Annotated in this window: 28 protein-coding genes; 20 read left to right on the plus strand and 8 right to left on the minus strand. The window is 45.7% G+C overall.

The window, feature by feature from the left end; translation table 11 throughout:
• Positions 1-30: 30 nt before the first annotated feature.
• Positions 31-1,488: a succinylglutamate-semialdehyde dehydrogenase gene (gene astD / locus OCV19_RS01335; RefSeq protein WP_017066203.1), complete on the plus strand. Its 1,458-nt coding sequence runs from the start codon at positions 31-33 to the stop codon at positions 1,486-1,488.
• Positions 1,489-1,701: 213 nt separating this feature from the next.
• Positions 1,702-2,493, plus strand: a complete 792-nt coding sequence (locus OCV19_RS01340) for a DUF1338 domain-containing protein (protein ID WP_065676540.1) — start codon at positions 1,702-1,704, stop codon at positions 2,491-2,493.
• Between the two features lie 184 nt (positions 2,494-2,677).
• On the opposite strand, the gene crp is transcribed toward OCV19_RS01340, so the two are convergent.
• The 6 genes from crp to OCV19_RS01370 all read right to left on the minus strand — a co-directional run bounded on the left by crp (position 2,678) and on the right by OCV19_RS01370 (position 8,394).
• On the minus strand, positions 2,678-3,310 hold the full coding sequence (gene crp / locus OCV19_RS01345; RefSeq protein WP_004729651.1) for a cAMP-activated global transcriptional regulator CRP: 633 nt from the start codon (positions 3,308-3,310) through the stop codon (positions 2,678-2,680).
• Positions 3,311-3,549: 239 nt separating this feature from the next.
• A complete protein-coding gene (locus OCV19_RS01350; RefSeq protein ID WP_010435210.1) occupies positions 3,550-4,419 on the minus strand; it encodes a phosphoribulokinase in 870 nt (289 codons plus the stop codon).
• Positions 4,420-4,496: 77 nt separating this feature from the next.
• On the minus strand, positions 4,497-4,709 hold the full coding sequence (locus tag OCV19_RS01355) for a YheU family protein (protein ID WP_010435208.1): 213 nt from the start codon (positions 4,707-4,709) through the stop codon (positions 4,497-4,499).
• Between the two features lie 95 nt (positions 4,710-4,804).
• Entirely contained in the window at positions 4,805-5,797 is a 993-nt protein-coding gene (locus OCV19_RS01360) for a hydrolase (protein ID WP_019825349.1), read from the minus strand.
• Between the two features lie 207 nt (positions 5,798-6,004).
• Positions 6,005-6,475: a TIGR02444 family protein gene (locus tag OCV19_RS01365; RefSeq protein WP_065676539.1), complete on the minus strand. Its 471-nt coding sequence runs from the start codon at positions 6,473-6,475 to the stop codon at positions 6,005-6,007.
• The gene (locus OCV19_RS01370; protein ID WP_065676538.1) at positions 6,472-8,394 is read right to left on the minus strand and encodes an ABC transporter ATP-binding protein; all 1,923 of its coding nucleotides are present in this window, start codon (positions 8,392-8,394) and stop codon (positions 6,472-6,474) included. The genes OCV19_RS01365 and OCV19_RS01370 overlap by 4 nt, the downstream gene beginning before the upstream one ends.
• Before the next feature lie 174 nt (positions 8,395-8,568).
• Between OCV19_RS01370 and kefG the strand changes: the two genes are divergently transcribed.
• The 5 genes from kefG (at position 8,569) to OCV19_RS01395 (ending at position 13,179) form a co-directional block, all read left to right on the plus strand.
• Entirely contained in the window at positions 8,569-9,153 is a 585-nt protein-coding gene (kefG, locus tag OCV19_RS01375) for a glutathione-regulated potassium-efflux system ancillary protein KefG (RefSeq protein ID WP_019825343.1), read from the plus strand.
• Positions 9,140-10,936, plus strand: coding sequence for a glutathione-regulated potassium-efflux system protein KefB (kefB, locus tag OCV19_RS01380; RefSeq protein WP_065676537.1), 1,797 nt, complete (start codon positions 9,140-9,142; stop codon positions 10,934-10,936). The genes kefG and kefB overlap by 14 nt, the downstream gene beginning before the upstream one ends.
• Before the next feature lie 156 nt (positions 10,937-11,092).
• Positions 11,093-11,293 (plus strand): YheV family putative zinc ribbon protein, encoded by a 201-nt coding sequence (locus tag OCV19_RS01385; protein ID WP_029235422.1) that lies wholly within the window; start codon positions 11,093-11,095, stop codon positions 11,291-11,293.
• Positions 11,294-11,387: 94 nt separating this feature from the next.
• Positions 11,388-11,978: a peptidylprolyl isomerase gene (gene slyD, locus OCV19_RS01390; RefSeq protein ID WP_017061108.1), complete on the plus strand. Its 591-nt coding sequence runs from the start codon at positions 11,388-11,390 to the stop codon at positions 11,976-11,978.
• Positions 11,979-12,213: 235 nt separating this feature from the next.
• Positions 12,214-13,179 carry an isoaspartyl peptidase/L-asparaginase family protein gene (locus OCV19_RS01395; protein WP_050052680.1) on the plus strand — a complete coding sequence of 322 codons (966 nt, stop codon included), beginning with the start codon at positions 12,214-12,216 and terminating at the stop codon, positions 13,177-13,179.
• Positions 13,180-13,323: 144 nt separating this feature from the next.
• Here OCV19_RS01395 and OCV19_RS01400 read toward each other — a convergent pair whose 3' ends face one another.
• Positions 13,324-13,551, minus strand: coding sequence for a SlyX family protein (locus OCV19_RS01400; RefSeq protein WP_009848930.1), 228 nt, complete (start codon positions 13,549-13,551; stop codon positions 13,324-13,326).
• A 5-nt stretch (positions 13,552-13,556) separates the two neighbouring features.
• Entirely contained in the window at positions 13,557-14,534 is a 978-nt protein-coding gene (locus OCV19_RS01405; RefSeq protein WP_017063707.1) for a WD40 repeat domain-containing protein, read from the minus strand.
• A gap of 131 nt (positions 14,535-14,665) precedes the next feature.
• Between OCV19_RS01405 and fkpA the strand changes: the two genes are divergently transcribed.
• From fkpA to rplW, 13 genes are all read left to right on the plus strand, one after another.
• Complete coding sequence (fkpA, locus tag OCV19_RS01410; RefSeq protein WP_017061105.1) at positions 14,666-15,442, plus strand: FKBP-type peptidyl-prolyl cis-trans isomerase; 777 nt, start codon at positions 14,666-14,668, stop codon at positions 15,440-15,442.
• A 205-nt stretch (positions 15,443-15,647) separates the two neighbouring features.
• Positions 15,648-16,373 (plus strand): helix-turn-helix transcriptional regulator, encoded by a 726-nt coding sequence (locus OCV19_RS01415; protein ID WP_004729851.1) that lies wholly within the window; start codon positions 15,648-15,650, stop codon positions 16,371-16,373.
• Entirely contained in the window at positions 16,367-16,756 is a 390-nt protein-coding gene (gene tusD, locus OCV19_RS01420; RefSeq protein WP_065676536.1) for a sulfurtransferase complex subunit TusD, read from the plus strand. Before OCV19_RS01415 ends, tusD begins: the two co-directional genes overlap by 7 nt.
• Entirely contained in the window at positions 16,753-17,109 is a 357-nt protein-coding gene (tusC, locus tag OCV19_RS01425) for a sulfurtransferase complex subunit TusC (RefSeq protein WP_065676535.1), read from the plus strand. Before tusD ends, tusC begins: the two co-directional genes overlap by 4 nt.
• An 8-nt stretch (positions 17,110-17,117) precedes the next feature.
• On the plus strand, positions 17,118-17,393 hold the full coding sequence (tusB, locus tag OCV19_RS01430) for a sulfurtransferase complex subunit TusB (protein ID WP_065676534.1): 276 nt from the start codon (positions 17,118-17,120) through the stop codon (positions 17,391-17,393).
• A gap of 182 nt (positions 17,394-17,575) precedes the next feature.
• Positions 17,576-17,950 carry a 30S ribosomal protein S12 gene (gene rpsL, locus OCV19_RS01435; RefSeq protein WP_004737194.1) on the plus strand — a complete coding sequence of 125 codons (375 nt, stop codon included), beginning with the start codon at positions 17,576-17,578 and terminating at the stop codon, positions 17,948-17,950.
• Between the two features lie 106 nt (positions 17,951-18,056).
• The gene (gene rpsG, locus OCV19_RS01440) at positions 18,057-18,527 is read left to right on the plus strand and encodes a 30S ribosomal protein S7 (RefSeq protein WP_010435163.1); all 471 of its coding nucleotides are present in this window, start codon (positions 18,057-18,059) and stop codon (positions 18,525-18,527) included.
• A 165-nt stretch (positions 18,528-18,692) separates the two neighbouring features.
• Positions 18,693-20,789 (plus strand): elongation factor G, encoded by a 2,097-nt coding sequence (gene fusA, locus OCV19_RS01445; protein WP_017061101.1) that lies wholly within the window; start codon positions 18,693-18,695, stop codon positions 20,787-20,789.
• Positions 20,790-20,936: 147 nt separating this feature from the next.
• The gene (gene tuf, locus OCV19_RS01450) at positions 20,937-22,121 is read left to right on the plus strand and encodes an elongation factor Tu (RefSeq protein WP_010435158.1); all 1,185 of its coding nucleotides are present in this window, start codon (positions 20,937-20,939) and stop codon (positions 22,119-22,121) included.
• A 446-nt stretch (positions 22,122-22,567) separates the two neighbouring features.
• Positions 22,568-22,879: a 30S ribosomal protein S10 gene (gene rpsJ / locus OCV19_RS01455; RefSeq protein ID WP_004736761.1), complete on the plus strand. Its 312-nt coding sequence runs from the start codon at positions 22,568-22,570 to the stop codon at positions 22,877-22,879.
• Between the two features lie 14 nt (positions 22,880-22,893).
• Positions 22,894-23,523 carry a 50S ribosomal protein L3 gene (gene rplC, locus OCV19_RS01460; protein ID WP_004736763.1) on the plus strand — a complete coding sequence of 210 codons (630 nt, stop codon included), beginning with the start codon at positions 22,894-22,896 and terminating at the stop codon, positions 23,521-23,523.
• Between the two features lie 16 nt (positions 23,524-23,539).
• The gene (gene rplD / locus OCV19_RS01465) at positions 23,540-24,142 is read left to right on the plus strand and encodes a 50S ribosomal protein L4 (protein ID WP_004738803.1); all 603 of its coding nucleotides are present in this window, start codon (positions 23,540-23,542) and stop codon (positions 24,140-24,142) included.
• Complete coding sequence (gene rplW, locus OCV19_RS01470; RefSeq protein ID WP_004736765.1) at positions 24,139-24,441, plus strand: 50S ribosomal protein L23; 303 nt, start codon at positions 24,139-24,141, stop codon at positions 24,439-24,441. The genes rplD and rplW overlap by 4 nt, the downstream gene beginning before the upstream one ends.
• Positions 24,442-24,448: the final 7 nt, after the last annotated feature.

Genomic DNA, 24,448 nt, shown 5'->3' on the forward strand with positions numbered 1-24,448 from the left:
TTATCTGTCGAAGATTTTAAGGATAGAAGTATGACTCAGTGGATAGCAGGACAGTGGGTGGCAGGTCAAGGTGACGCCATGACATCAGTAAGCCCATACAACAATGAAGTAGTGTGGCAGGGTGATAGCGCAACACCAGCACAGGTTGAATCTGCAGTAGCAGCAGCTCGTGAAGCCTTCTTGGTTTGGAAAAAACTGAGCTTTGCAGAGCGTGAAGCGATCGTGTTGAACTTTGCTGAGAAAGTTAAAGAGAACAGCGAAGAAATCGCACAGATTATCGCGAAAGAGACGGGCAAACCGATTTGGGAAACTCGCACTGAAGCGGGAGCGATGGCGGGCAAGATTGCTATCTCAATCCGTGCTTACCATGAGCGTACCGGTGAAGCTTCTCGTGAAGCGGCAGGCAACCAGATTGTACTGCGTCATCGTCCATTAGGCGTGATGGCGGTATTTGGTCCTTATAACTTCCCGGGTCACTTACCAAACGGTCATATTGTTCCTGCATTGCTATCGGGTAATACCGTGGTATTTAAGCCTTCAGAGCAGACACCTTGGACGGGTGAGTTTGCGATGAAGCTATGGCAAGAAGCGGGTCTTCCTGCTGGTGTAATCAACCTAGTACAAGGCGCTAAAGAGACAGGTATCGCACTAGCCGATGCCAAAGGTCTTGATGGCGTGCTGTTCACAGGTAGTGCTAATACTGGCCATATCCTGCATCGTCAATTCGCGGGTCAACCGGGCAAGATGCTAGCGCTAGAGATGGGTGGCAATAACCCTATGGTGATCAGTGACCAATATGGTGACGCAGACGCAACGGTATACACCATTATCCAATCGGCGTTCATCAGTGCGGGTCAACGCTGTACATGTGCTCGTCGCCTGTATGTGCCTGTTGGCGAGAAGGGTGATCTGCTACTCGATAAGCTGGTCGCAGCGACGCAAAAGATTCGTGTCGATCAGCCATTCGCTGAACCAGCACCCTTTATGGGGCCGCAAATCTCTGAAGCTGCGGCTAAGTTCATTCTGGACGCGCAAGCGAATCTACAATCGTTAGGCGGTGTCAGCCTAGTAGAAGCAAAAGCGGGTCAAGCGGCGTTTGTTTCTCCGGGTATTATCGATGCAACCAACATTGCTGAACTGCCGGATGAAGAGTACTTCGGTCCATTGCTACAAGTTGTTCGTTACCAGTCACTAGAGCAAGCGGTTGAGCTAGCTAACGACACTCGTTTTGGTTTATCTGCTGGCTTAGTATCAACAGATGATTCTGAATGGGAATACTTCGTTGACCATATCCGTGCGGGTATTGTTAACCGTAACCGTCAGCTAACAGGCGCAAGTGGTGATGCACCATTTGGTGGTCCGGGTGCTTCAGGCAACCTACGCCCAAGTGCTTACTATGCGGCGGACTACTGTGCTTATCCTATGGCTTCAATGGAAGGCGGTGAAACTCAACTTCCAGCAACGTTTAGCCCAGGTATTGAGCTTTAATTTAGGCTAATGAGTCTTAGGCTCATGCGTTAAGCTTGAAAGAGGGAGGTGGTGTTATCACTTCCCTTTTCCACCACGTCCGACACCTAGATTGGGCGGTAGATAATAATAGAACAAGTATGTCACAGGCTGATGGCTGCTGACTCTGTGTCTCAGCTTCTCCCTCTCTAATCCAAATTACTAGCTTGCTAGAACCTCTGACAAGGAGTCACCATGACGCCCGATCTACTCTTTAAATCACTATGGGACGATTACATTCACAGGCTGTGTCCATCGGCTGAGAAAGTGCATCACTTGCTGAAAGAAGATGAAGCGCTGATCAACGACCATATTGCACTGCGTACTTTTAATGTTGCCCCTCTCGGTATTGAAACACTAGCTAAGCCTTTCCTGGAACTGGGTTACAAGGCGTGTGGCGACTACCTGTTTGAGAGCAAGAAGCTAGTGGCTAAACACTACGAGCACCCAGACCCGAAGCAGCCAAAAGTGTTCATTAGTGAATTGAAGGTAGAAGAGTGTTCAAGTGACTTGCAACAGATCGTTGCGAAGTTGGTTGAGCAAGTCGACGCAACCAAACTTCAAGGTCATGAGTTCTTGTTTGGCGGTCGTCTATGGGGTTTGAGCTTCGCTGATTTCCAAGTGCTTGCAAAAGAGAGTGAATACGCGTCTTGGCTAGCAGCTCATGGATACGGTGCAAACCACTTTACGGTGAGTGTGAATCAGCTAAATAACTTCGATGAAGTACAGGCGGTGAATGACTACTTGAGCGAGTCGGGCTTCACGATCAATGCATCTGGCGGTCAGGTTAAAGGCTCTCCAGAGGTCTTATTAGAGCAATCATCAACAATGGCAGACAAAGTCCCAGTTTCATTTGTTGAAGGCAATGAGATGATTCCTGGGGGCTTCTATGAGTTCGCTAAGCGTTATGCGATGGCCAACGGTGAGCTTTACACCGGTTTTGTTGCAGCATCAGCTGACAAAATCTTTGAGAGCACCAACGGTTAAAGAAAGATACGAGCACGGATTTTGTCCTAGAGATTCGAGTACGCTTCGCTTCGAGACAGTTTGTGCTTGGAAGCTGTAGGTGTTCTATTCGCATCACGTATCTGCTCTATAGATCTTAAGAAAACAAAAAAGCCACCAAACTCGCATTTGGTGGCTTTCAAATTTTTGGCTCAGTTAATCGAGATTAACGAGTGCCGTATACCACGATAGTTTTACCGTGTGCAGAAATTAGGTTCTGCTCTTCTAGCATCTTCAAGATACGACCAACTGTCTCACGAGAACAACCAACGATCTGGCCAATCTCTTGACGAGTGATCTTGATTTGCATGCCATCAGGGTGAGTCATTGCATCTGGCTGTTTCGCTAGGTTTAGTAGCGTTTGAGCGATACGACCTGTTACGTCAAGGAACGCTAAGTCACCAACCTTTTGGCTAGTTACTTGTAGACGGTTTGCCATTTGCGCTGAAAGGCGCATTAGGATATCTGGGTTCACTTGGATAAGTTGACGGAATTTCTTGAAAGAAATCTCAGCTACTTCACAAGGAGATTTAGCACGAACCCAAGCTGTACGCTCTTGGTCTTCTTCGAACAAGCCAAGCTCACCGATGAAGTCGCCTTGGTTTAGGTAAGAAAGAATCATTTCCTTACCTTCTTCGTCTTTGATAAGAACTGCCACAGAACCTTTAACGATGTAGTACAAGGTTTCTGCCTTTTCACCAGCATGAATCAAAGTACTTTTTGAAGGGTACTTATGAATATGACAGTGTGAAAGGAACCACTCTAATGTTGGATCGGTTTGAGGTTTACCTAGAACCATAATATCTCACTTCCTCTGCAGGGTATGCTTGCCGCTTTCCGTATTTTAGCTAAGCCTGGATTGACTTGTAGGATAAGAGCACTCGTTGAGTGCTGCAAGCTATCTTGTGTTTCGTTTAAGAATAGTATCCTTTTTCAGGTACTATTTCTTGATTTTAATCGTGACCAAGCTACGATTTTTTACGCAAAATTGTGCACATGATCACGGTATGAAAAGTAATCAACCAGAATGTCGTTTTGTTAACCTATTTTTCCGGTTTCGATGAGTTGTTGCAGGATTGGCCTCACAATGAGCTCCATAGCAAAACTCATCTTGCCGCCTGGCACCACTAGCGTGTTATGACGAGACATAAACGAGCCATCAATCATAGCCAGAAGGTAGGGGAAATCGACGTTTTTGATGCCACGCAAACGTATAACTACGAAGCTTTCGTCTAAACTTGGAATCCCTTTGGCGTTGAGTGGGTTCGATGTATCTACGGTTGGAACACGCTGAAAGTTGATGTGAGTTCGCGAAAATTGTGGGGTAATGTAGTTAAGGTAATCATCCATCGAACGAACAATGGAGTCCATTACGGCTTCGCGTGAATGGCCACGATCGCGGGTGTCACGAACGAATTTTTGAATCCACTCTAGGTTTACGATAGGTACCATGCCGATCAGCAAATCGACGTGTTGAGAAACGTTAATGTCGCCATCAACCACACCACCGTGCAGGCCTTCGTAAAACATCACATCGGAATTTTCAGGGATCTCCTGCCATGGCGTAAAGGTGCCCGGCATTTGATTGTAAGGCACGGCTTCATCGAAGGTGTGCAGGTAGCTTCGTACTTTACCTGTACCTTCGTTACCGTATTTACGGAAGAACTCTTCTAGCGCACCAAAGTCGTTGGCTTGTGGACCAAAGTAGCTGATGTGCTTACCTTGCTCGCGCGCTTTACGGATCTCGACATCCATCTCTGGGCGAGTGAAGCGATGGAAACTATCCCCTTCAACCCAAGCTGCCTTCACGTCCATCATATTGAACATTTTACGGAAGGCTTCTGAGGTGGTGGTGGTGCCGGCTCCAGATGAACCCGTCACCGCAATAATTGGATGTTTAGCGGACATGACAACCCTTGTCTTTTGAGTAACTTACTTGTTAGCAATCGTTTACCACTATAACACGGCTCCTTTATGAGCGCAGCTTAGAAGCGTTTTGTGACTTGAATATCAACGGTTTCATGGAGCTCAGAAAACACGATGCTGACTTCTCCTGAAGCTAATTGATGTTTCACTTGGTCAATCTTGTTTTGCAGTGAAACCTCTACGTCGCCGTAGTCTGTGCCTTCACGCAGCACGAACTCTTTGATGAGGTTTTCCAGTGTCTCTGGCGCAATGTCTTGCCATGGGATGATCATAAATACTTCTCTCTTTTATGTTCATAGATATGTTTATTGATGTAGAAATACGTGTGCTTAGTAATGTTTTGCTTCTATTTACTAAGGCTCGGTCATTATGCCGAATCTTGGATACTTTCATAGTAGGCAGGCAAGGCTTCTTCTAACCAAAACCTTGGTTTGAGTGTGCTACCAGTAATAAACCCAACATGGCCGCCTTTTTGAAACAGTCGATAATCGATGTTATCGGGCAGAACGAATTTTGGGATCACATCATCGGTCATGAAAGGGTCGTCTTTGGCATGAATGATCTGAGTCGGCAGTTTGATCTTATTGAGCTTAGGCAGTGCAGAACATTGCGCATAATAATCTTGGGCATTTTTGAAGCCGTGCAGAGGCGCAGTGATTCGCTCATCAAACTCATACAGTTTGGTGATGTTCTTGATGGCTTCAGCGGTGATGCCAAGTTTTTCCTGTAGCAGGTTAACCTTTTTTAGCGCATTCGATTTTAGAGAGTTGAGCAGGTACTTCTTATAGAGTTTGGAGAAACCACGCTCAATGCGACTAGAGCAACACGCTAAGTCAAAAGGAGCAGATACGATTGTCGCCGCCGACAGTAATGGGTCGTCTGCGTACTCAGCCAAATAGTTCGCCAGCATGTTTCCACCTAAAGATATGCCAACCGCAACCTTAGGGTTATTCGGAAACTGGGCGTGCAAGTGTCTTAGAAAAAAGCGCGCATCTTCGACTTCACCTGAATGGTAAGCGCGAGCCAGGCGATTGGGTTTTCCACTGCAGCCTCTGAAGTGCATCATCACGGACAACCAACCATCTTTAGCAAACGCATTCATTAATCCATTGGCATAAGGGCTCTCAAAGCTACCTTCTAAACCGTGGAATAGAACGAATATCGGCTTGCTACTGCGATCATTCTTATTTGAGGTGTCACCGTCTGGTGATTCGCTCCAAGCAAGATCAAGAAAGTCACCATCGGGTGTTTCTAAGGTTTGCCAGTGAGGATGAAACAGCGCCTGCTTTCGAATAAACCGTGGCACTAAGGTTTGTAAGTGCGGATTAGAGAGACCAGCGGCTGCGGTAAATATTGTCATAAAAACGATCCATGCTTCTTTTACGGGTTTTGATAACGTGTTGAGCTTGTAACGAAACGCCCACGTTTTTATTTGAGCTTGGTTGATTCTCGGTATAAGCGCAAGGCTTTCACTTATATGAGATACAAAAACAGGCCATGGTTAACTGCTTGAATAATATCAAGGTTAAGCTTGGGTCTTGATGGAATAAAATGGAAAGAGAACGAGCTAGGGCTGTGGTGCTGGTTCAGAAAAAGCGTCGTAGAGGTTTTCTGCCCCTAATAAACGACAGTACTGAAAAGCGAGCGGTGATTGCTGATTAGCGTACAGTTGTAGGGAGTTAATACAGTCGACCAGATCGGACTGTTGTTGCTTTTCAAGCTGTAACTCAAACTGCAAGGCTTCACGGTATAGCGAGTCGACAATGTGTGCTTTGAGATGTTTACGTAGCTCTCGATAACTATGAAGCAAGGTTTCAGAGCGGCTCAAGCACTGTTGAACCTTGTGCCACTCTTCTTCAGCGAAAGACAATTGCTGCTCATCAAGCCATTTGAGAAGCAGCAGTAGATTGACGTTGCCGTGGAACTGGTTTTGCAAAGCTAGGCACGCATCCTTTACACCGCGCACACTGTAATACTGAAGGCTAAATTGCCATAGTCGTTCCAGTGTTAGTGATATTGGGGCGTGCTCTGGGCTCATAAGCTATCCATATTCTGTTCCATCTGCTCAAGATCTTCTTGAGTGGACATCCAATCCATTTCAACTTCTTCTAGCTGTGACTTACTGCTCGCTTGGAGAGCGAGTACTTTATTCAGTTTAGCCTTATTTTCAGCTTCATACAGTGATGTGTCGGATAATTCTTGCTCAGCTTCTTCAAGAGCCTGCGTTAATGTATCCATCTGCTTTTCAAATTGAGTGAGCTTTTTACGAAGTGGTGCCGTCAGTTTACGGAACTCGGCTTCTTTTCGTTTCTGCTCTTTTTTCGCTGCTGCACTGTTGGCGCCGTCTTTGGCTGGTGCCAATGCTTGTGCTTCTTTGCGCTCAACTTTCTGTTGTTCGGTTAGCCACTTGTAGTAATCGCTTAAGTCACCATCAAACGGTGCTACTTGGCGGTCGTGTACAAGGTATAAATCATCGGTAGTCGCACGCAGTAGGTAACGGTCGTGCGATACGATAACCATTGCACCTTCAAACGTCTGCAGGGCAAAAGTCAGCGCTTGACGCATGTCGAGATCCAAGTGGTTGGTTGGTTCATCGAGTAGCAACAGGTTTGGTTTTTGCCATACCAGTAGCGCTAATACTAAACGCGCTTTTTCACCACCAGAGAAGGGTGCCACTTTATCGAGCGCTTTTTCACCTTGGAAACCGAAGCTACCTAGGTAATCACGCAGTTGTTGCTCGGTGTGCTTAGGGGCAATCTGCATCATGTGTTGCAGCGGTGTTTCTTCAGGGTGCAGCGTCTCTAATTGGTGCTGTGCAAAGTAACCAATCTTAACGCCTTGCGAATAGCTCAGCTCACCACCTTGCTGTTTCAGTTCGCCAGAAAGCAGTTTAATCAGTGTTGATTTACCAGCACCATTTCGACCAAGTAGACCAATACGGCTGCCCGGCACTAGGTTCAAGCGAATCTTCTCTAGAATCAGATTGTCATCGTAACCGGCAGAGACCTCGTCCATCATCATGATTGGGTTTGGTAGTGCGTCTGGTTCTCTAAACTCAAAGCTGAATGGGTTATCAAACTGAGCAGGCAGCACTTGTTCCATTTTCTCCAACGCTTTAATACGGCTTTGCGCTTGGCGAGCCTTTGATGCTTTGTAACGGAAACGGTCAATGTAGCTTTGCATGTGAGACATCTGTTTCTGCTGCTTTTGGTACATCGCTTGTTGCAGAATCAGTTTTTGCGCTCGTTGGGTTTCGAACGATGAATAGTTACCCGTGTACTCATTGAGCTGCTGGTTTTCAACGTGCACGATGCGGTTGACGATAGGGTCTAAGAAGTCTCTATCGTGCGAGATAAGCACTAGTGTGCCAGGGTAGCTTTGTAACCAACGTTCTAGCCACATTACTGCGTCTAGATCCAAGTGGTTGGTAGGTTCATCGAGTAGCAGTAGGTCACTGCGACACAGTAGGGCTTGCGCTAGGTTTAAACGCATACGCCAACCACCCGAGAACTGAGTCAGGTTCCATGTCATTTGTTCTTGGCTAAAGCCTAGGCCGTCCAGTAACTCGGCAGCACGTGCCTTGATGCTGTAACCACCAATGGTTTCAATCTTGCCGTGGATCTCTGCTACCAATGTGCCGTTGTCGGCTTGTTCAGCTTTCTCTAGTTGATCTTCAAGGCCACGGTATTCACGGTCGCCATCAATCACGTATTCAATTGCTGTTCTTTCTAATGCAGGTGTTTCTTGAGCAACCCAAGCCATTTCCCAATGGGCTGGTTTACTGAATGAGCCCGCATCAATAGACAGTTCGTCCTTAATTAAGGCGAACAGCGTAGATTTACCACAGCCGTTTTTACCAACCAAACCGATCTTGTCGCCAGGGTGAAAAGTCGCAGATGCTTGGTCGAGGAGTGGCTTACCGCCGCGTAGCAATTGAATATCAGAGAAAGTAATCATAATTGAAATAGCATAGAAATTAGAGGTGAACAGACGCCTGCATAGTAGGCTGAAACCAGATAAAAGTCGATCACAATGCAATTTGCGTTATGATGCCAATAACATATTAATAACTTTTGCTTAAATTCTTGTGGCCTTGCCACCGTTTAGCCCTCAAAGGAATGTTTCAAAGGAATGAGTAATACTCCCTCGACAGACAAAGTCGTGCCAAAGGTGTTGATCATCTACGCGCACCCAGAGCCGCAAACCTCTATTGCTAACCAGATGATGGTTAAGAAGGTAGAGTCGCTCGGTCATGTCAAAGTTCATGATCTCTACGCCATCTACCCAGACTTCTTTATCGATGTGCCTTATGAGCATGAATTGCTCCTTCAATACGATGTGATCGTGTTTCAACATCCTCTGTTTATGTATTCCTGCCCTTCACTGTTAAAAGAGTGGTTTGATCGCGTGTTAGGCAAGGGTTTTGCGTTTGGTGAGCAAAGTGCGCTTAAAGGCAAACACTGGCGCAGTGTGATTACTACCGGTGGTAAAGAAGAGGCGTTTGGTGCCGCAGGCTATAATAAATATCCATTACAAGAGATCTTGCAACCGTTTGAGCTCACCGCTTCTTTGTGTCAAATGAACTGGATATCCCCTTTGGTTTTACACTGGGCCCGAAATGTCACCGATATGACGCGTTACCAACACGCCGAAGCGTATCGAAACTGGTTGCGAGACCCGCTACAAGATATAGGAGCAGATGATGGCTCTGACTAATGATTTTCTACAAAGTAGCGTTATATTTTTAGCGGCTGCTGTGGTTGCGGTTCCTATCGCACAGCGCGCTGGTTTGGGTTCAGTCCTCGGTTACCTATTAGCAGGCGTGGCAATTGGCCCATGGGGGCTTGGTCTAATCAGTGATGTAGAGGCGATTCTGCACTTCTCCGAATTCGGGGTGGTACTGCTGCTCTTCCTGATTGGTCTCGAACTTAACCCGAAAAAACTGTGGCAGATGCGGGCGCCTATTCTCGGGTTGGGTGGCGCACAAGTGCTGATCACCACTCTGATTATTACCGCCATCGTGTGTATGTTTGGTTTAACTTGGCAAACGAGCTTAGTCATCGGTATGGGTTTAGCTTTGTCTTCGACCGCTATTGCCTTGCGTGTTATTGAAGAGCGAGAGCTTGGTGGCAAAGAAGCCGGGCAGTCAGGCTTTGCAGTACTACTTTTCCAAGATATCGCGGTTATTCCAATGTTGGCAATGTTGCCTTTGCTTGCGGGCAATACAGGTGGCAGTTGGGCAGACATGCTTTGGATGCTGGGTGGCGTGATTGGTCTGCTGGTCGGTGGCCACTTCTTGTTGAGACCACTGTTCCGATACGTAGTGATGAGTGGTGTGCGTGAGTTATTCACCGTCGCAGCGCTGTTACTTGTGATTGGTATTGCCGTGATCATGCAACAGATTGGCTTGTCGATGGCATTAGGTACCTTCCTAGCGGGCGTGCTTCTTGCTGAAAGTGAATATCGACACGAGCTTGAAATCGCGATTGACCCATTCAAAGGGTTGTTGCTCGGCTTGTTCTTCATCTCGGTTGGTATGGCGGTAAACCTAGGTTTATTGGCAGAAAGCCCATTCGCAATACTGATTGCTGTATTGGCCCTCGTGGTGTTGAAAGGCCTAGTGCTGTACGCGCTGGCTCGTATCTTTGGTACTCAAGCAAAAGCGCGTAGTCGAATGGCGATGATTCTCAGCCAAGGTGGTGAGTTTGCTTTCGTTATTTTTACCGCGGCGAGTGCGCAGGGCATCTTAAGTGGCGAACAGGTGTCGTTCTTACTGGTAGTAGTGAGCCTGTCTATGGTGACCACCCCACTAATGCTTAAGCTGCAAGATAAGTTCTTTGCTCGTCAACTGAACCAAATCAGCGAAAGTGCGATGTCTTCGGATGTGGTCGATCGTAGCCCTCGAGTGATCATTGCTGGCTTTGGTCGCTTCGGTCAGATCATTGGCCGCTTGATGTACGCAAATAAGATTCGTATTACCGTTCTTGAGAGTGATGCCAGCCAAATCCATATCCTTAGAAAGTTTGGCTACAAGGTATTTTACGGTGACTCAACTCACCTCGAGCTATTACGCGCAGCCGGTGCTGATAAAGCAGAGGCGATTGTGTTGTGTACTGACTCCCCTGATGAAATCATGAAAACCGTCGATTTATGTAAGCAGCACTTCCCACGCTTAAAGATCTTGGCGCGTGCACGAAGCCGTGTTGAAGCGTATCAACTACTTAACCACGGTGTGAGTAACTATTCGCGTGAAACCTTTCTTGGAGCATTGGATTTAGGTCGTCAAACATTGACTGAACTTGGCATGCATCCATATAAAGCGAAGCGAGCAGAAGCACACTTTAGAAAGTTGGATAATGGTATGCTGAAAGAGTTGCTGCCTCAGCATAACGAAGATGCCGAGTTAGCCCAAAGAGCGAAAGAGGCTCGTAAAGAACTTGAAGAGATCTTTGGACACGAGATGGAAAACGATCACCAATCTCGAAACTATTGGCAGTAGCTTGAAGTGATAACTCATGCTTGAGCTTAGAAATAGAGCTTGGGCATAGAAATAACAGACTATAGAACTAATCTAATAATAAACGCGGTCTCTGCTTAACTTATCAATAAAGTGAGTGGGAAGAACCGCGAATCCAGAGTAGTAAAGGATATGAACGTGAAACAGAAAAAACGCTTTATCGCAGGGGCAAGCTGCCCAAGTTGCAACACTCAAGACACACTCCGTTGGTGGATTGAAAATAATATCGAGCTGGTGGAATGTGTCGATTGTGACTTCACAGAACAGCGTAAACCGAAAACTGTAGAGAAATCTGAACACGCGAATCAAGAAATGATCGGTATTTTTAAGCCAGAATGATTGAGTTTCGTTAATTGATCCCCATAATATCCCGGTACAGAATTTTTCCTAAGCTCAACTGTTCGAGCTTAGTCCAAACCTCCTTGGAGCTCTCATGAAAATTGAAAAGAACGTAGTAGTTAGTGTTGCATATCAAGTGAAACTTGAAGATGGCGTAGTAGTTGACCAATCAACTGCAGAAGCTCCACTAGATTACCTTCACGGTCACAACAACCTAATTACAGGTCTTGAAAAAGAGCTTGAAGGCAAAGTAGCTGGCGACAAGTTCTCTGCAACTGTTACTCCAGAAGACGCATACGGCGAACACAACGACGCACTAGTTCAACGTGTTCCTGCTGACGTATTCCAAGGTGTTGAGCAAATCGAAGTTGGCATGCGTTTCCTAGCGGATACTGACCAAGGTCCAATCCCAGTTGAAGTTACTGAAGTAGATGGCGACGAAGTTGTTGTTGATGGTAACCACATGCTAGCTGGCCAAACTCTAACGTTTGACGTTGAAGTTGTAGCGGTTCGTGAAGCGACTGAAGAAGAAGTTCAACACGGTCACGTACACCAAGAAGGCGGCTGTGGCGGTCACGACCACGATCATGACCACGAAGGCGGTTGCTGTGGTGGCGAAGGCCATGACCACGGTGAAGAGAAAAAAGACGGCTGCTGCGGCGGCGGTAGCTGTGGTTCTCACTAATACCGAACTAACGGTTTAGTTTAAGAATATTGAAAGCCTCCCTTGTGGAGGTTTTTTTCGTTTAAGGAGTCTCGTTTTTGAGCTGACTTTTAATCTAGCGAACTCAGTGTCTGCAAATCTAAGTGTCCGCAAATCTAAGCATTCGTAAAAAGTTTGGTTTTCGCTATCAGACATCAAACCATGGATGTGGTATTGATAGCACAACATTATAAGACGACGTCAGTGGAGAGTTTGCATGTCACAGCCTTTTTCAATTGCCATTCATGGTGGTGCAGGAACCATCTTGCGAGAGCAAATGAGCGATGAATTAAAAGCGGGTATTACTGAGGCTTTGGAAAAATCGGTTTTGGCTGGTTATCAAATATTGCAATCGGGTGGTGATGCTCTGGATGCGGTAGTGGCATCAGTTAAGGTGATGGAAGACAGCCCGCATTTTAATGCTGGTAAGGGCTCTGTTTTAACGCATGATGAATTTGTTGAGATGGACGCTTCTGTGATGCACGGCCGCGAAATGGATGCGGGTGCTATTGCAGGCGTTCGCCATATCAAAAACCCAATTGAGCTTGCACGTGATGTGATGCTGAAAAGCGACCATGTGTTGTTGATTGGTGAAGGTGCCGAGAAGTTTGCGTTTGAGCATGAGTACACCTTTACCGAGCAAGACTACTTCTTTACTGAACGCCGCTATGATCAACTTCAGTCGATGAAAGAGAAAGGCATCTTTGCTCTGTCTGAAGCGAAATATGATGAACAGCAAGCTGAGAAATACCCCGACGACAAAAAGTACGGCACGGTCGGTGCAGTCGCATTAGACCAAGCGGGTAACTTAGCAGCAGCAACCAGTACCGGTGGCGTGACCAATAAGAAATACGGCCGTGTGGGTGACTCTCCGATCATTGGGGCGGGAACCATCGCTGAAAATGGCAACGTTGCCGTCTCAACAACCGGAATGGGTGAGTTCTTCCTACGTAAAATGGTCGCCAGTGATGTCGCAGCACGAATGCGTTATCTGAAAGAAGATGTACACACCGCTTGTGAAACGATCATTCAAGGTGAATTGAAAACTATGGGTGGAGAAGGCGGCTTGATCGCTATCGATGGCCAAGGCGATATTCATTTTGGTATGAACAGCTCAGGAATGTATCGTGCAAGTGTTGATACTCAAGGTCGTGTTGAAGTGAAGATTTATGCGGATGATTAAGTTTCTATCGGCTTAATTGGCTTTAGTTGAATTAGCGCAGATTAAACAAACAAAAGGGCGACAGATAAGCATCTGTCGCCCTTTTAGTTTGCAGATTTCTAGCGATACATGTCGCAAGAATCAATTCGTTATTTTGAACCGCACTTAATAGTGTGGAGGTGGCGTCTCTTCTGATGCGTCAGCTAGGTTTGAGCCATCCATATTTTTCACTTTGCCAACCACGAACTTCATCTGGTCTTGCATTCTCGTGATCAACATTTGCTGTTGGCTAAGCGCTTCATTGAGTTCTTCAATGGTCTGTTCTTGGAAAGCTAGCTGACACTCTAGGTCATTTACGCGGCTTTCTAGTTGTTCAACTCGCTTTTCTGTCATCGTTCTTAATCCACATTCCAAGCTTGGGCAATGCCCGCAGAGGTGCCCGATATCACACGGTTCTTATCATCAAAGGCTGCATCATACACTACCGCACGAGGAGGGCGAGCATCTTTTAGTGGCTCAGCATCGTGGCGAGAAATTCGTTTGCCATCCTGAGTATTCCACACACTCACTTGGCTGGATGGCGTGCCCGTCACCAACATGCTGCCGTCATCAGAAAAACGAGCACTCGAGAAAATCAACTGTCGAGACCAGCTTTGTAGTTGTGCTTGAGGTTCACCCGTTTCAAGATCCCAAATCATCGCTTGATTGCCGCCGTCAGAAGTAAAAGCCAGCTCGCCATCGCGTTGTAGCGCGACTCGTACTACTCTTTGTTCATGCTCAAAGGTGCGCAATACCAAGCCTGACTCGGTATCCCAAAGGTAGGCTTTGTAGTCGTTACCACCGGATAAGGCGTAGCGTCCATTGGACGAAAGGGACACAGAATTCACTTTTTCTCGGTGAGCGAGGAACTCCAGACGGCGTCCGGTGACTAAGTCCACATAGATGGCTTTGCCATTAGAAAGGCCAAGCAGTACTTTTTCACCATTGCTAGAGATATCGACATCGCGAATCAAGCCATCGGAGATAGACCATAGCCCTTGTGCTTGAGTCCAAGATAAGTCCCAAACGGCGAAGTTCATCTGGCTCGCGGTGATGGCAAAACGGCCATTGTCCGAGATACGGATACGCGATACTTGGTTTTCTAACTGGTCTTGTGGACCAAGTTGAGCCAACTCTTGATCTTCGGCGAGGTCCCAAAGGAGCAGTTGTTTTTGCTGAGAGTAGAGCAGGGCGAAGCGTCCATCTCTGCTGAGTGCAAAGCTGGTGGCACCATTGGGCTCAATTTCCCAACGTTGTTCATCATCTTGAAAGAAAAAGCAACCATTTAACAAGGTGATGACAATAGTACATAGCAATGAGTGGAAAAATATTCGCATCACATCTAATAATCCGGTTTGTGTCGAAAGACATATGACTAGTATATTGTTATAACTAACGTATTCACACCAATCTAATCATTAGATTTGTGCACAATAACCAATGGCTTGGCCATTAATTGGAGAATTCAATGAAATCAGTTTTAAAAGTATCACTGCTTGCCGCAACGGTTATGCTAGCAGTTGGTTGTCAGAAAGAAGAACCAAAGGCAGAAGCTCCACAGGTAGAAGAAGTTAAAGTTGAAGCAGTAAACTTTAAAACAGAAGATGACAAAGCGGCTTACGCAATCGGTGTATCTTTCGCTAACTACCTAAGCACAAGCATTGATAAGCCAAGCGAGCTAGGTATCAACCTAGACAAAGATATGGTTCTTCAAGGTATCGAAGACGTATTCGCAGAGAAAACAGCACTTAACGAAGAAGAAACTCGCGCAGCTCTTGAAGCTCTAGACAAGCGTGTTGCTGAAACGATGCAAGCACAAGCGGCAGAAAAATCTGCAGAAGTGAAGAAAGCCGGTGATGACTTCCGCGCTGAGTTCGCTAAAACTGAAGGCGTTAAGCAAACTGAATCTGGTCTACTTTACCAAGTAATGACTGCTGGTGAAGGCGCTTCTCCAAAAGACACTGATACCGTTCAAGTACACTACAAAGGTACGCTAACAGACGGTACTCAGTTCGACAGCTCTTACGATCGTGGCGAACCAGCAACATTCCCACTAAACCGCGTAATCCCAGGCTGGACTGAAGGCGTACAACTGATGCAAGTTGGTTCTAAGTACAAGTTCGTTATCCCGCCAGAGCTAGCATACGGTGAGCAAGACACACCGACTATCCCTGCTAACTCAACGTTAGTATTCGAAGTTGAACTACTAAACATCGATAACGCTGAAGCAGCTCCTGCACAGTAATATCGGTTAAAAGCTTCGTACTAAAATACGTTGATTGAATAAAAAGCCTAACTTTGAGTTAGGCTTTTTTTATGATTTGAAGATGAGTATTTGATTTTTAAACTTGTTCTAAATCACTAGTTGCAATGTTAGCTAGGTGTGCAATTAAAATTTTCTGATAAACTTACATAAATTTGTTGATTTTTCACACGAAGGTAAGGAATAAGTGACTACTACAGAAACAGTCAATGCAGATGTGTTACTTGAAATGGAATCAGTCCACGTTATGCCATTCAGTGAACACGATAAAATCATTCTAAGATCTTATGAGGCCGTTGTTGACGGTATTGCGAGCCTTATTGGTCCGTTTTGTGAAATCGTTTTGCACTCTTTAGAAGACCTCAATACTTCTGCGATTAAAATTGCCAACGGCGAAAATACAGGTCGTCAGGTTGGCTCGCCGATCACCGATCTTGCACTGAAGATGCTAAAAGATATTGAAGGTTCTAAGCGTAACTTCTCACGTTCATACTTCACTCGCGCTAAAGGCGGAGTGTTGATGAAGTCGATCACGGTTGCTATCCGCAACGGTGAAGACCGAGTGATTGGCCTACTGTGTATTAACGTTAATCTAGACGCGCCATTCTCACAAGTGCTGCAATCGTTCATGCCTACACAAGACGCAGACGAAGCCGCATCATCGGTTAACTTCGCTAGTGACGTTGAAGAACTTGTCGACCAGACGGTTGAACGCACCATTGAAGAAATTAACGCTGACAAATCGGTATCGAACAATACGAAGAACCGTCAGATCGTGATGGAGCTGTACGACAAAGGTATTTTCGATATTAAAGACGCGATTAACCGCGTTGCTGAGCGACTGAACATCTCTAAGCACACCGTGTACCTATACATCCGCCAACGTAAAACAGAGGATGAAGAGGGTTGCTAAGCTATACACTCCTAGTGAATGGGCCAGTCTATGGCTCACAGTCAGCAAGAAGTGCCTACCAGTTTGCCGTGGCTCTTATTAATCAGGGCCACAAACTTCACAGTGTATTCTTCTATCAAGATGGTGTCAGTAACGGCTCAGACCTTACCGTACCGGCTAACGATGAATTTGATTTAGCTTCTGCTTGGCAAAAGCTGGCTGATGAACACGATGTTAGCCTTGAAACCTGTGTGGCAGCAGCGCTAAGACGCGGAGTGATTAGCTCTGAAGAAGCAGAGCAACATCAACTAAGTGCCTCTAACCTAGCCAAGGGATTTACTCAGGCCGGATTAGGGAGCTTATCCGAAGCGCTACTAACGCAAGATAGGGTTGTGCAGTTTTGAGAAAGTTAGCCTTTATATTTAACAGTTTCCCTCATACGACCGCTGCGGGTAGAGAAGGGTTAGACGCCCTGCTTGCTGCGTCCGCATACAGTGAAGACATCGCCGTGTTCTTTGTTGGCGATGGCGTGACACAGCTTCTCAAAGCGCAGCAGCCCGACGAAACACTATCGCGTGACTACATCTCTGCATTCAAACTTATGGACCTGTACGACATCGAACAGGTGTATGTGTGTCAGCGTAGTCTGAGTCAGTTTGGTCTTTCAGCAGACAACCTGCTGATCGATGTGACCAGCGTTGAAGCCGACGAGTTAACGCAGAAGTTAGCTCAGTGCCAACAGATACTGACTTTCTAGGGGACGCTATGCTTCATATCGTAAAATCAGTCGACAAACTGAAACTCGCATTGACCTATTCTCAGCCACAAGATCAGTATCTTTTAGTGGAAGATGCGGTGTATGTTTGCCTTCCAAATCATGAGTTATTCACTCAAATCTGCGCAGTAGGGCAGGTGTCGGTGTTAAAACCAGATCTCGATAGCCGAGGTTTACAACTACTTGTCTCAAGTACCATTGATCAAGTTGACTTCGATGGCTTCGTTAAACTGACGGTTTTGAACGACAAATCAGTGACTTGGTAAGCGTGTTCTATCAGTTTGGTTAAAATTAGACCATCCTGAGCTCTAGACGGCTAAAAAAGATCTGTATATTTCTTGACACACCTCCCACTGCTGAATAGAATTTTGCGTCCCTAATTACGACTTGTGATTAGGGATAGATTTTTCACAAAGCTTACTTTCAAGTAAATTTCAGGAGCTAGTTAATGGCAACTATTAACCAGTTGGTTCGCAAGCCTCGTGTAAAGCAAGTTGTTAAAAGCAACGTGCCTGCACTAGAAGCGTGCCCACAAAAACGTGGTGTATGTACTCGTGTTTACACTACTACACCTAAAAAACCTAACTCGGCACTACGTAAAGTATGTCGTGTACGTCTAACTAACGGTTTCGAAGTAACTTCGTACATCGGCGGTGAAGGCCACAACCTACAAGAGCACAGTGTTGTACTAATCCGTGGCGGTCGTGTAAAAGACCTTCCGGGTGTTCGTTACCACACTGTTCGCGGCGCACTTGACTGTGCTGGCGTTAACGACCGTAAACAAGGTCGTTCTAAGTACGGTGTGAAACGTCCTAAGTCTTAATTGATTTTCTTTTTAAAAAGAAATCGTTAAGTAAGGCCAAACACTATTTTATTTATTATTCTGAAAAGTTTTGGAAAAAACCTGAAGAAGACAACGGAGAATATCCATGCCACGTCGTCGCGTAATAGGTCAGCGTAAGATCCTTCCAGATCCTAAGTTCAAATCTGAATTGCTGGCAAAATTCGTTAACATCCTTATGGTTGACGGAAAGAAATCTACTGCAGAAAAAATCGTTTACACTGCACTAGATTCAATGGCTGAGAAGTCTGGTAAAGACCACTTAGCTGTATTTGAAGAAGCTCTTGAAAATGTTCGCCCAGCGGTAGAAGTTAAATCTCGCCGTGTAGGTGGTTCAACTTACCAAGTACCTGTAGAAGTTCGTCCGGTTCGCCGTAACGCTCTTGCTATGCGTTGGGTAGTTGAAGCTGCGCGTAAGCGTGGTGAAAAATCTATGGCTCAACGCCTAGCTGCTGAAATGCTAGACGCGTCTGAGAACAAAGGTACTGCGGTTAAGAAACGTGAAGACGTTCACCGCATGGCTGACGCAAACAAAGCGTTCGCACATTACCGTTGGTAATACCTTTTTAGTGCTGCAAGGTTCCTTGCAGCACTTCTTTAGTTCCTATGCTTATGCTAGGAACTATTGCTATTTCTAGGGCAAGCAATTTTAGCGAAGCATCGCTTTTAACGCATAATCTAGACATAGCAATAGTCCCTAAGTCTCTAATAAGAGGATTCAACCGTGGCTCGTAAAACTCCTATAGAGCAATACCGTAATATCGGTATCGTTGCTCACGTAGATGCAGGTAAAACAACCACAAGTGAACGTATTCTGTTCTATACCGGTCTTTCTCACAAAATCGGCGAAGTTCACGATGGTGCAGCAACCATGGACTGGATGGAGCAAGAGCAAGAGCGCGGTATTACGATCACTTCAGCAGCAACCACTACGTTTTGGCGTGGTATGGAAGCTCAGTTCTCGGACCACCGTATCAACATCATCGACACTCCTGGACACGTTGACTTCACAATCGAAGTAGAACGTTCTTTGCGTGTACTTGATGGTGCAGTTGTTGTGTTCTGTGGCTCATCTGGTGTTGAACCTCAGTCAGAGACAGTATGGCGTCAAGCTGATAAGTACCAAGTTCCACGTATGGTTTTCGTTAATAAAATGGACCGTACCGGCGCAGATTTCTTGCGCGTAGTTGAACAGATCAAGGACCGCCTAGGCGCAACTCCTGTTCCAATTCAACTGAACATTGGTGCTGAAGAAAACTTCCAAGGCGTTGTCGATCTTATCAAGATGAAGGCAATTAACTGGAACGAAGCTGACCAAGGCATGACTTTCACGTACGAAGATATTCCTGCAGACATGCAAGAAATGGCTGAAGAATATCGTACAGAACTTGTTGAAGCTGCTGCAGAAGCAAATGAAGAGCTGATGGATAAGTACCTTGAAGAAGGTGAACTAACAGAAGCTGAAATCAAACAAGGTCTTCGTACTCGTACCCTTAATAATGAAATCGTACTTGCTACTTGTGGTAGTGCATTCAAAAACAAAGGTGTACAAGCTGTTCTAGATGCAGTTGTTGATTTCCTTCCTTCTCCAGTCGATGTACCTGCAATTAAAGGTATCGATGAAGACGAGAACGAAGCAGAGCGTCACGCGGACGACAAAGAACCGTTCTCAGCGCTAGCATTCAAGATCGCAACAGACCCATTCGTTGGTACTTTAACTTTCATCCGTGTTTACTCTGGTGTTGTTGAAAGCGGTAAAACAGCTTACAACTCTGTGAAGAAACAACGTGAACGCTTAGGTCGCATTGTTCAAATGCACTCAAACAAGCGTGAAGAAGTAAAAGAAGTACGAGCAGGTGACATCGCAGCCATCATTGGCCTGAAAGATGTGACTACTGGTGAAACCCTTTGTGACCAGAACCATAAGATTGTTCTTGAGCGCATGGAGTTCCCAGATCCAGTTATTCAGATCGTTGTAGAGCCAAGCTCTCAAGCTGATCAAGATAAAATGACTATCGCTCTAGGTAAACTAGCAGCGGAAGACCCATCGTTCCGCGTTGATATGGATGCGGAAACTGGCCAGACTCTGATTTCTGGTATGGGTGAACTACACTTAGATATCATCGTTGACCGTATGAAGCGTGAATTTAGCGTGAACTGCAACGTTGGTAACCCGCAAGTGGCTTACCGTGAGACTATTCGCGGTACAGCGAAAGCGGAAGGTAAATTTATCCGTGAACATGGTGGTAAAGGTCAGTACGGTCACGTATGGCTGAAACTGGAACCATCAGAAGCAGGCGAAGGCTTTGTCTTTGTGGATGAAATTGCCAATGGTATCGTACCGAAAGAGTTTATCGCTTCAGTGGCTAAAGGCGTTGAAGAGCAGATGAACAATGGTGTGCTTGCTGGCTATCCAGTTTTGGATATCAAAGCTACACTATATGATGGTTCTTACCATGAAACAGATTCAAGTGAGATGGCGTTTACAATCGCTGCCTCTATGGCTTTCAGAACGGGTGCACTTGAAGCGCAACCGGTTCTGCTTGAGCCTATGATGAAAGTTGAAGTAACTACTCCAGAAGACTGGATGGGTGACGTTGTTGGCGATATTAACCGTCGTCGCGGCATCATCGAAGGTATGGACGAGGGGACAGCTGGCCTGAAGATAATTCGTGCACAAGTTCCGTTGTCTGTCATGTTCGGTTACGCAACTGATTTACGTTCTGCGACACAAGGTCGTGCTTCTTACTCTATGGAGTTTAGTGAGTACGCTGAAGTGCCTAACAATGTTGCAAAAGCAATCATTGCAGAGCGTGGTTAAACAAAAGGAAGGCATTTTTTTTCATTTTTTGAAAGAACAATGCGTCCAAATATTGCGCTAACGAGAGTTGGCGCATAAAATAGCAATTTCTGGCGCGTCTCGCTCAATAATGAACGTGGCGAATCATAACTAGGAAGGAACACGATTGTGTCTAAAGAAAAATTTGAACGTACGAAACCGCACGTAAACGTTGGTACTATCGGCCACGTTGACCACGGTAAAACAACTCTAACTGCTGCTATCTGTACTACTCTTGCAAAAGTATACGGCGGTGTTGCTAAAGATTTCGCATCTATCGATAACGCTCCAGAAGAGCGTGAGCGCGGTATCACAATCGCAACTTCTCACGTTGAGTACGACACTCCAGCACGTCACTACGCACACGTAGACTGTCCAGGACACGCGGATTATGTTAAAAACATGATCACTGGTGCTGCACAAATGGACGGCGGTATCCTAGTTGTTGCTGCGACTGACGGCCCTATGCCTCAAACTCGTGAGCACATCCTACTTGGTCGTCAAGTTGGTATCCCTTACATCATCGTATTCATGAACAAATGTGACATGGTAGATGACGAAGAGCTACTTGAGCTAGTTGAGATGGAAGTTCGTGAACTTCTTTCTGAATACGACTTCCCAGGTGATGACCTACCAGTTATCCAAGGTTCTGCACTTGGCGCACTAAACGGCGAGAAGCAGTGGGAAGACAAGATCGTTGAGCTTGCAGAAGCACTAGATTCTTACATTCCTGAGCCAGAGCGTGCAGTTGACCAACCGTTCCTACTACCAATTGAAGATGTATTCTCAATCCAAGGTCGTGGTACTGTTGTAACTGGTCGTATCGAGCGCGGTATCCTACGTGTAGGTGACGAAGTAGAAATCGTTGGTATCAAAGAGACTACTCTTACTACTTGTACTGGTGTTGAAATGTTCCGTAAACTGCTTGACGAAGGTCGTGCAGGTGAGAACGTTGGTGCACTTCTACGTGGTACTAAGCGTGATGACGTTGAACGTGGTCAAGTACTTTCTGCGAAAGGTTCTATCAACCCACACACTAAGTTTGAGTCTGAAGTATACGTACTTTCTAAAGACGAAGGCGGCCGTCACACTCCTTTCTTCAAAGGTTACCGTCCACAGTTCTACTTCCGTACAACTGACGTAACAGGCGATATCACTCTACCTGAAGGCGTAGAAATGGTAATGCCAGGTGACAACGTTCAAATGACTGTTGAGCTAATCGCTCCAATCGCAATGGACGAAGGTCTACGTTTCGCAATCCGCGAAGGTGGCCGTACAGTTGGTGCTGGTGTTGTAGCTAAAATCTTCGCTTAATAGCATTTAGATTTTTGCACACTCTTCATTAGAAGAGCACGCATCTGAAAAGGGGAGCTTCGGCTTCCCTTTTGTTTTCTCGAAAGAAATATTACCTTCCATCTATCTTTTTCCCTCTCGATACAAAACCAACTTCCAATAAATTCCGATTATTTTTCCAACACTACTTGCATACTAAAGTGTGATCTGTATAATGCATCGCACTGGCTAACGCTGGTTGTGAACCAATGAGCACTGAGGAGTAGGTCTTACCTAGTAATGTATACTCAGCTTATGTTCGCGGTTAATAAAAATAGTAAACTTCTTGTTTGCTTCAAAAGTTAACTGACAATGCGTCCTAATTTTGGATGCTACGGTTTCACATAAATCAATCGGCATTCTCTCGTTTTATCGGGTTTGAGTGGCGATATTGTTTGTGTAATTTTTAATAATTGGAGCTCTGTCTCATGCAGAACCAACGTATTCGTATCCGCCTTAAAGCGTTTGATTACAAGCTAATCGATGCTTCAACTGCGGAAATCGTTGAAACAGCAAAACGTACTGGCGCACAGGTTCGTGGTCCTATTCCACTACCTACTCGTAAAGAGCGTTTCACTGTTCTTACCTCTCCACACGTCAACAAAGATGCACGTGACCAGTACGAAATTCGTACTCACAAGCGTTTGATCGACATCGTTGAGCCAACAGATAAAACTGTTGATGCTCTAATGCGTCTTGATCTTGCAGCTGGCGTTGATGTTCAAATCAGCCTAGGTTAAGGGAGATAAGAATAATGATTGGTCTAGTCGGACGTAAAGTGGGTATGACCCGCGTATTTACTGAAGAAGGCGTTTCTATCCCAGTAACTGTTGTTGAGGTTGAAGCGAACCGTATTTCTCAAGTTAAAACTCTTGAGACTGATGGCTACGCAGCAATCCAAGTAACTACTGGTGCTAAGAAAGCTAACCGTGTAACTAAACCTGAAGCTGGTCACTTCGCGAAAGCGGGTGTAGAAGCAGGTCGCGGTCTTTGGGAATTCCGTTTAGAAAACGGCGAAGAGTTTGAAGTTGGCGCTGAGCTAAACGTAGAACTTTTCAACGAAATTAAAAAAGTAGACGTTACTGGTACATCTAAAGGTAAAGGCTTCCAAGGCGCTATCAAGCGTTGGAACTTCTCTACTCAAGATATGACTCACGGTAACTCTTTGTCTCACCGCGCACCGGGTTCAATTGGCCAATGTCAAACTCCAGGTCGCGTGTTTAAAGGCAAGAAAATGGCAGGTCACATGGGTGCTGAGCGTGTAACGACTCAAAACCTAGAGATCGTACGTGTTGACGCTGAGCGCAATCTACTCCTTATTAAAGGTGCAGTACCGGGCTCAACAGGCGGAAACGTGATCGTAAAACCTGCTGTTAAAGCATAACGTCTAGGAGTAAGTAATGGAATTGATGGTTAAAGGTGCTGATGCACTAACTGTTTCCGAGACTACTTTCGGACGTGACTTCAACGAAGCTCTTGTACACCAAGTAGTTGTTGCATATGCAGCAGGTGCTCGTCAAGGTACTCGTGCTCAAAAGACTCGTTCTGAAGTATCTGGCGGTGGCGCTAAGCCATGGCGTCAAAAAGGTACTGGCCGCGCACGTGCTGGTACAATTCGTAGCCCAATCTGGCGTACAGGTGGTGTTACTTTTGCTGCGAAACCACAAGATCACAGCCAAAAAGTAAACAAAAAAATGTACCGCGGTGCTATGAAGAGCATTCTTTCTGAGCTAGTTCGTCAAGAGCGTTTAATCGTTGTTGATAACTTCTCTGTAGAAGCACCAAAAACAAAAGAACTTGTAGCTAAGCTTAAAGAGCTTGAGCTAAGCGACGTTCTGATTGTGACTGGCGAAGTAGATGAAAATCTATTCTTAGCTGCTCGTAACCTATACAAAGTAGATGCACGTGATGTTGCTGGTGTTGATCCAGTATCACTAATCGCTTTCGACAAGGTTCTAATGACTGCTGACGCAGTTAAGCAAGTTGAGGAGATGCTAGCATGATCACTGAAGAGCGTATCTTAAAAGTTCTACGTGCTCCGCACATCTCTGAAAAAGCAACTATGGCAGCTGAGAAAGCGAACACTATCGTTTTCAAAGTAGCTAAAGATGCAACTAAGAAAGAGATCAAAGCAGCTGTAGAAAAGCTATTTGAAGTTGAAGTTAAGTCTGTAAATACTCTTGTATTAAAGGGTAAGACCAAACGTCAAGGTATGCGTGAAGGCCGTCGTTCAGACGTTAAGAAAGCCTACGTTACTTTGAAAGAAGGTCAAGATCTTGACTTCGTTGGCGGCGCGGAATAACAGGAGT

This window comes from Vibrio celticus (assembly GCF_024347335.1).
In the GTDB taxonomy this organism is placed as follows: Bacteria; Pseudomonadota; Gammaproteobacteria; order Enterobacterales; family Vibrionaceae; genus Vibrio; species Vibrio celticus.

Excerpts from the sequence above, each read along its gene's own strand:
- astD (WP_017066203.1), top strand. The coding sequence starts at position 31 with ATGACTCAGTGGATAGCAGGACAGTGGGTGGCAGGTCAAGGTGACGCC.
- OCV19_RS01340 (WP_065676540.1), top strand. The coding sequence starts at position 1,702 with ATGACGCCCGATCTACTCTTTAAATCACTATGGGACGATTACATTCAC.
- crp (WP_004729651.1), bottom strand. The coding sequence starts at position 3,310 with ATGGTTCTAGGTAAACCTCAAACCGATCCAACATTAGAGTGGTTCCTT.
- OCV19_RS01350 (WP_010435210.1), bottom strand. The coding sequence starts at position 4,419 with ATGTCCGCTAAACATCCAATTATTGCGGTGACGGGTTCATCTGGAGCC.
- OCV19_RS01355 (WP_010435208.1), bottom strand. The coding sequence starts at position 4,709 with ATGATCATCCCATGGCAAGACATTGCGCCAGAGACACTGGAAAACCTC.
- OCV19_RS01360 (WP_019825349.1), bottom strand. The coding sequence starts at position 5,797 with ATGACAATATTTACCGCAGCCGCTGGTCTCTCTAATCCGCACTTACAA.
- OCV19_RS01365 (WP_065676539.1), bottom strand. The coding sequence starts at position 6,475 with ATGAGCCCAGAGCACGCCCCAATATCACTAACACTGGAACGACTATGG.
- OCV19_RS01370 (WP_065676538.1), bottom strand. The coding sequence starts at position 8,394 with ATGATTACTTTCTCTGATATTCAATTGCTACGCGGCGGTAAGCCACTC.
- kefG (WP_019825343.1), top strand. The coding sequence starts at position 8,569 with ATGAGTAATACTCCCTCGACAGACAAAGTCGTGCCAAAGGTGTTGATC.
- kefB (WP_065676537.1), top strand. The coding sequence starts at position 9,140 with ATGGCTCTGACTAATGATTTTCTACAAAGTAGCGTTATATTTTTAGCG.
- slyD (WP_017061108.1), top strand. The coding sequence starts at position 11,388 with ATGAAAATTGAAAAGAACGTAGTAGTTAGTGTTGCATATCAAGTGAAA.
- OCV19_RS01395 (WP_050052680.1), top strand. The coding sequence starts at position 12,214 with ATGTCACAGCCTTTTTCAATTGCCATTCATGGTGGTGCAGGAACCATC.
- OCV19_RS01400 (WP_009848930.1), bottom strand. The coding sequence starts at position 13,551 with ATGACAGAAAAGCGAGTTGAACAACTAGAAAGCCGCGTAAATGACCTA.
- OCV19_RS01405 (WP_017063707.1), bottom strand. The coding sequence starts at position 14,534 with ATGCGAATATTTTTCCACTCATTGCTATGTACTATTGTCATCACCTTG.
- fkpA (WP_017061105.1), top strand. The coding sequence starts at position 14,666 with ATGAAATCAGTTTTAAAAGTATCACTGCTTGCCGCAACGGTTATGCTA.
- tusB (WP_065676534.1), top strand. The coding sequence starts at position 17,118 with ATGCTTCATATCGTAAAATCAGTCGACAAACTGAAACTCGCATTGACC.
- rpsL (WP_004737194.1), top strand. The coding sequence starts at position 17,576 with ATGGCAACTATTAACCAGTTGGTTCGCAAGCCTCGTGTAAAGCAAGTT.
- rpsG (WP_010435163.1), top strand. The coding sequence starts at position 18,057 with ATGCCACGTCGTCGCGTAATAGGTCAGCGTAAGATCCTTCCAGATCCT.
- rpsJ (WP_004736761.1), top strand. The coding sequence starts at position 22,568 with ATGCAGAACCAACGTATTCGTATCCGCCTTAAAGCGTTTGATTACAAG.
- rplC (WP_004736763.1), top strand. The coding sequence starts at position 22,894 with ATGATTGGTCTAGTCGGACGTAAAGTGGGTATGACCCGCGTATTTACT.
- rplD (WP_004738803.1), top strand. The coding sequence starts at position 23,540 with ATGGAATTGATGGTTAAAGGTGCTGATGCACTAACTGTTTCCGAGACT.
- rplW (WP_004736765.1), top strand. The coding sequence starts at position 24,139 with ATGATCACTGAAGAGCGTATCTTAAAAGTTCTACGTGCTCCGCACATC.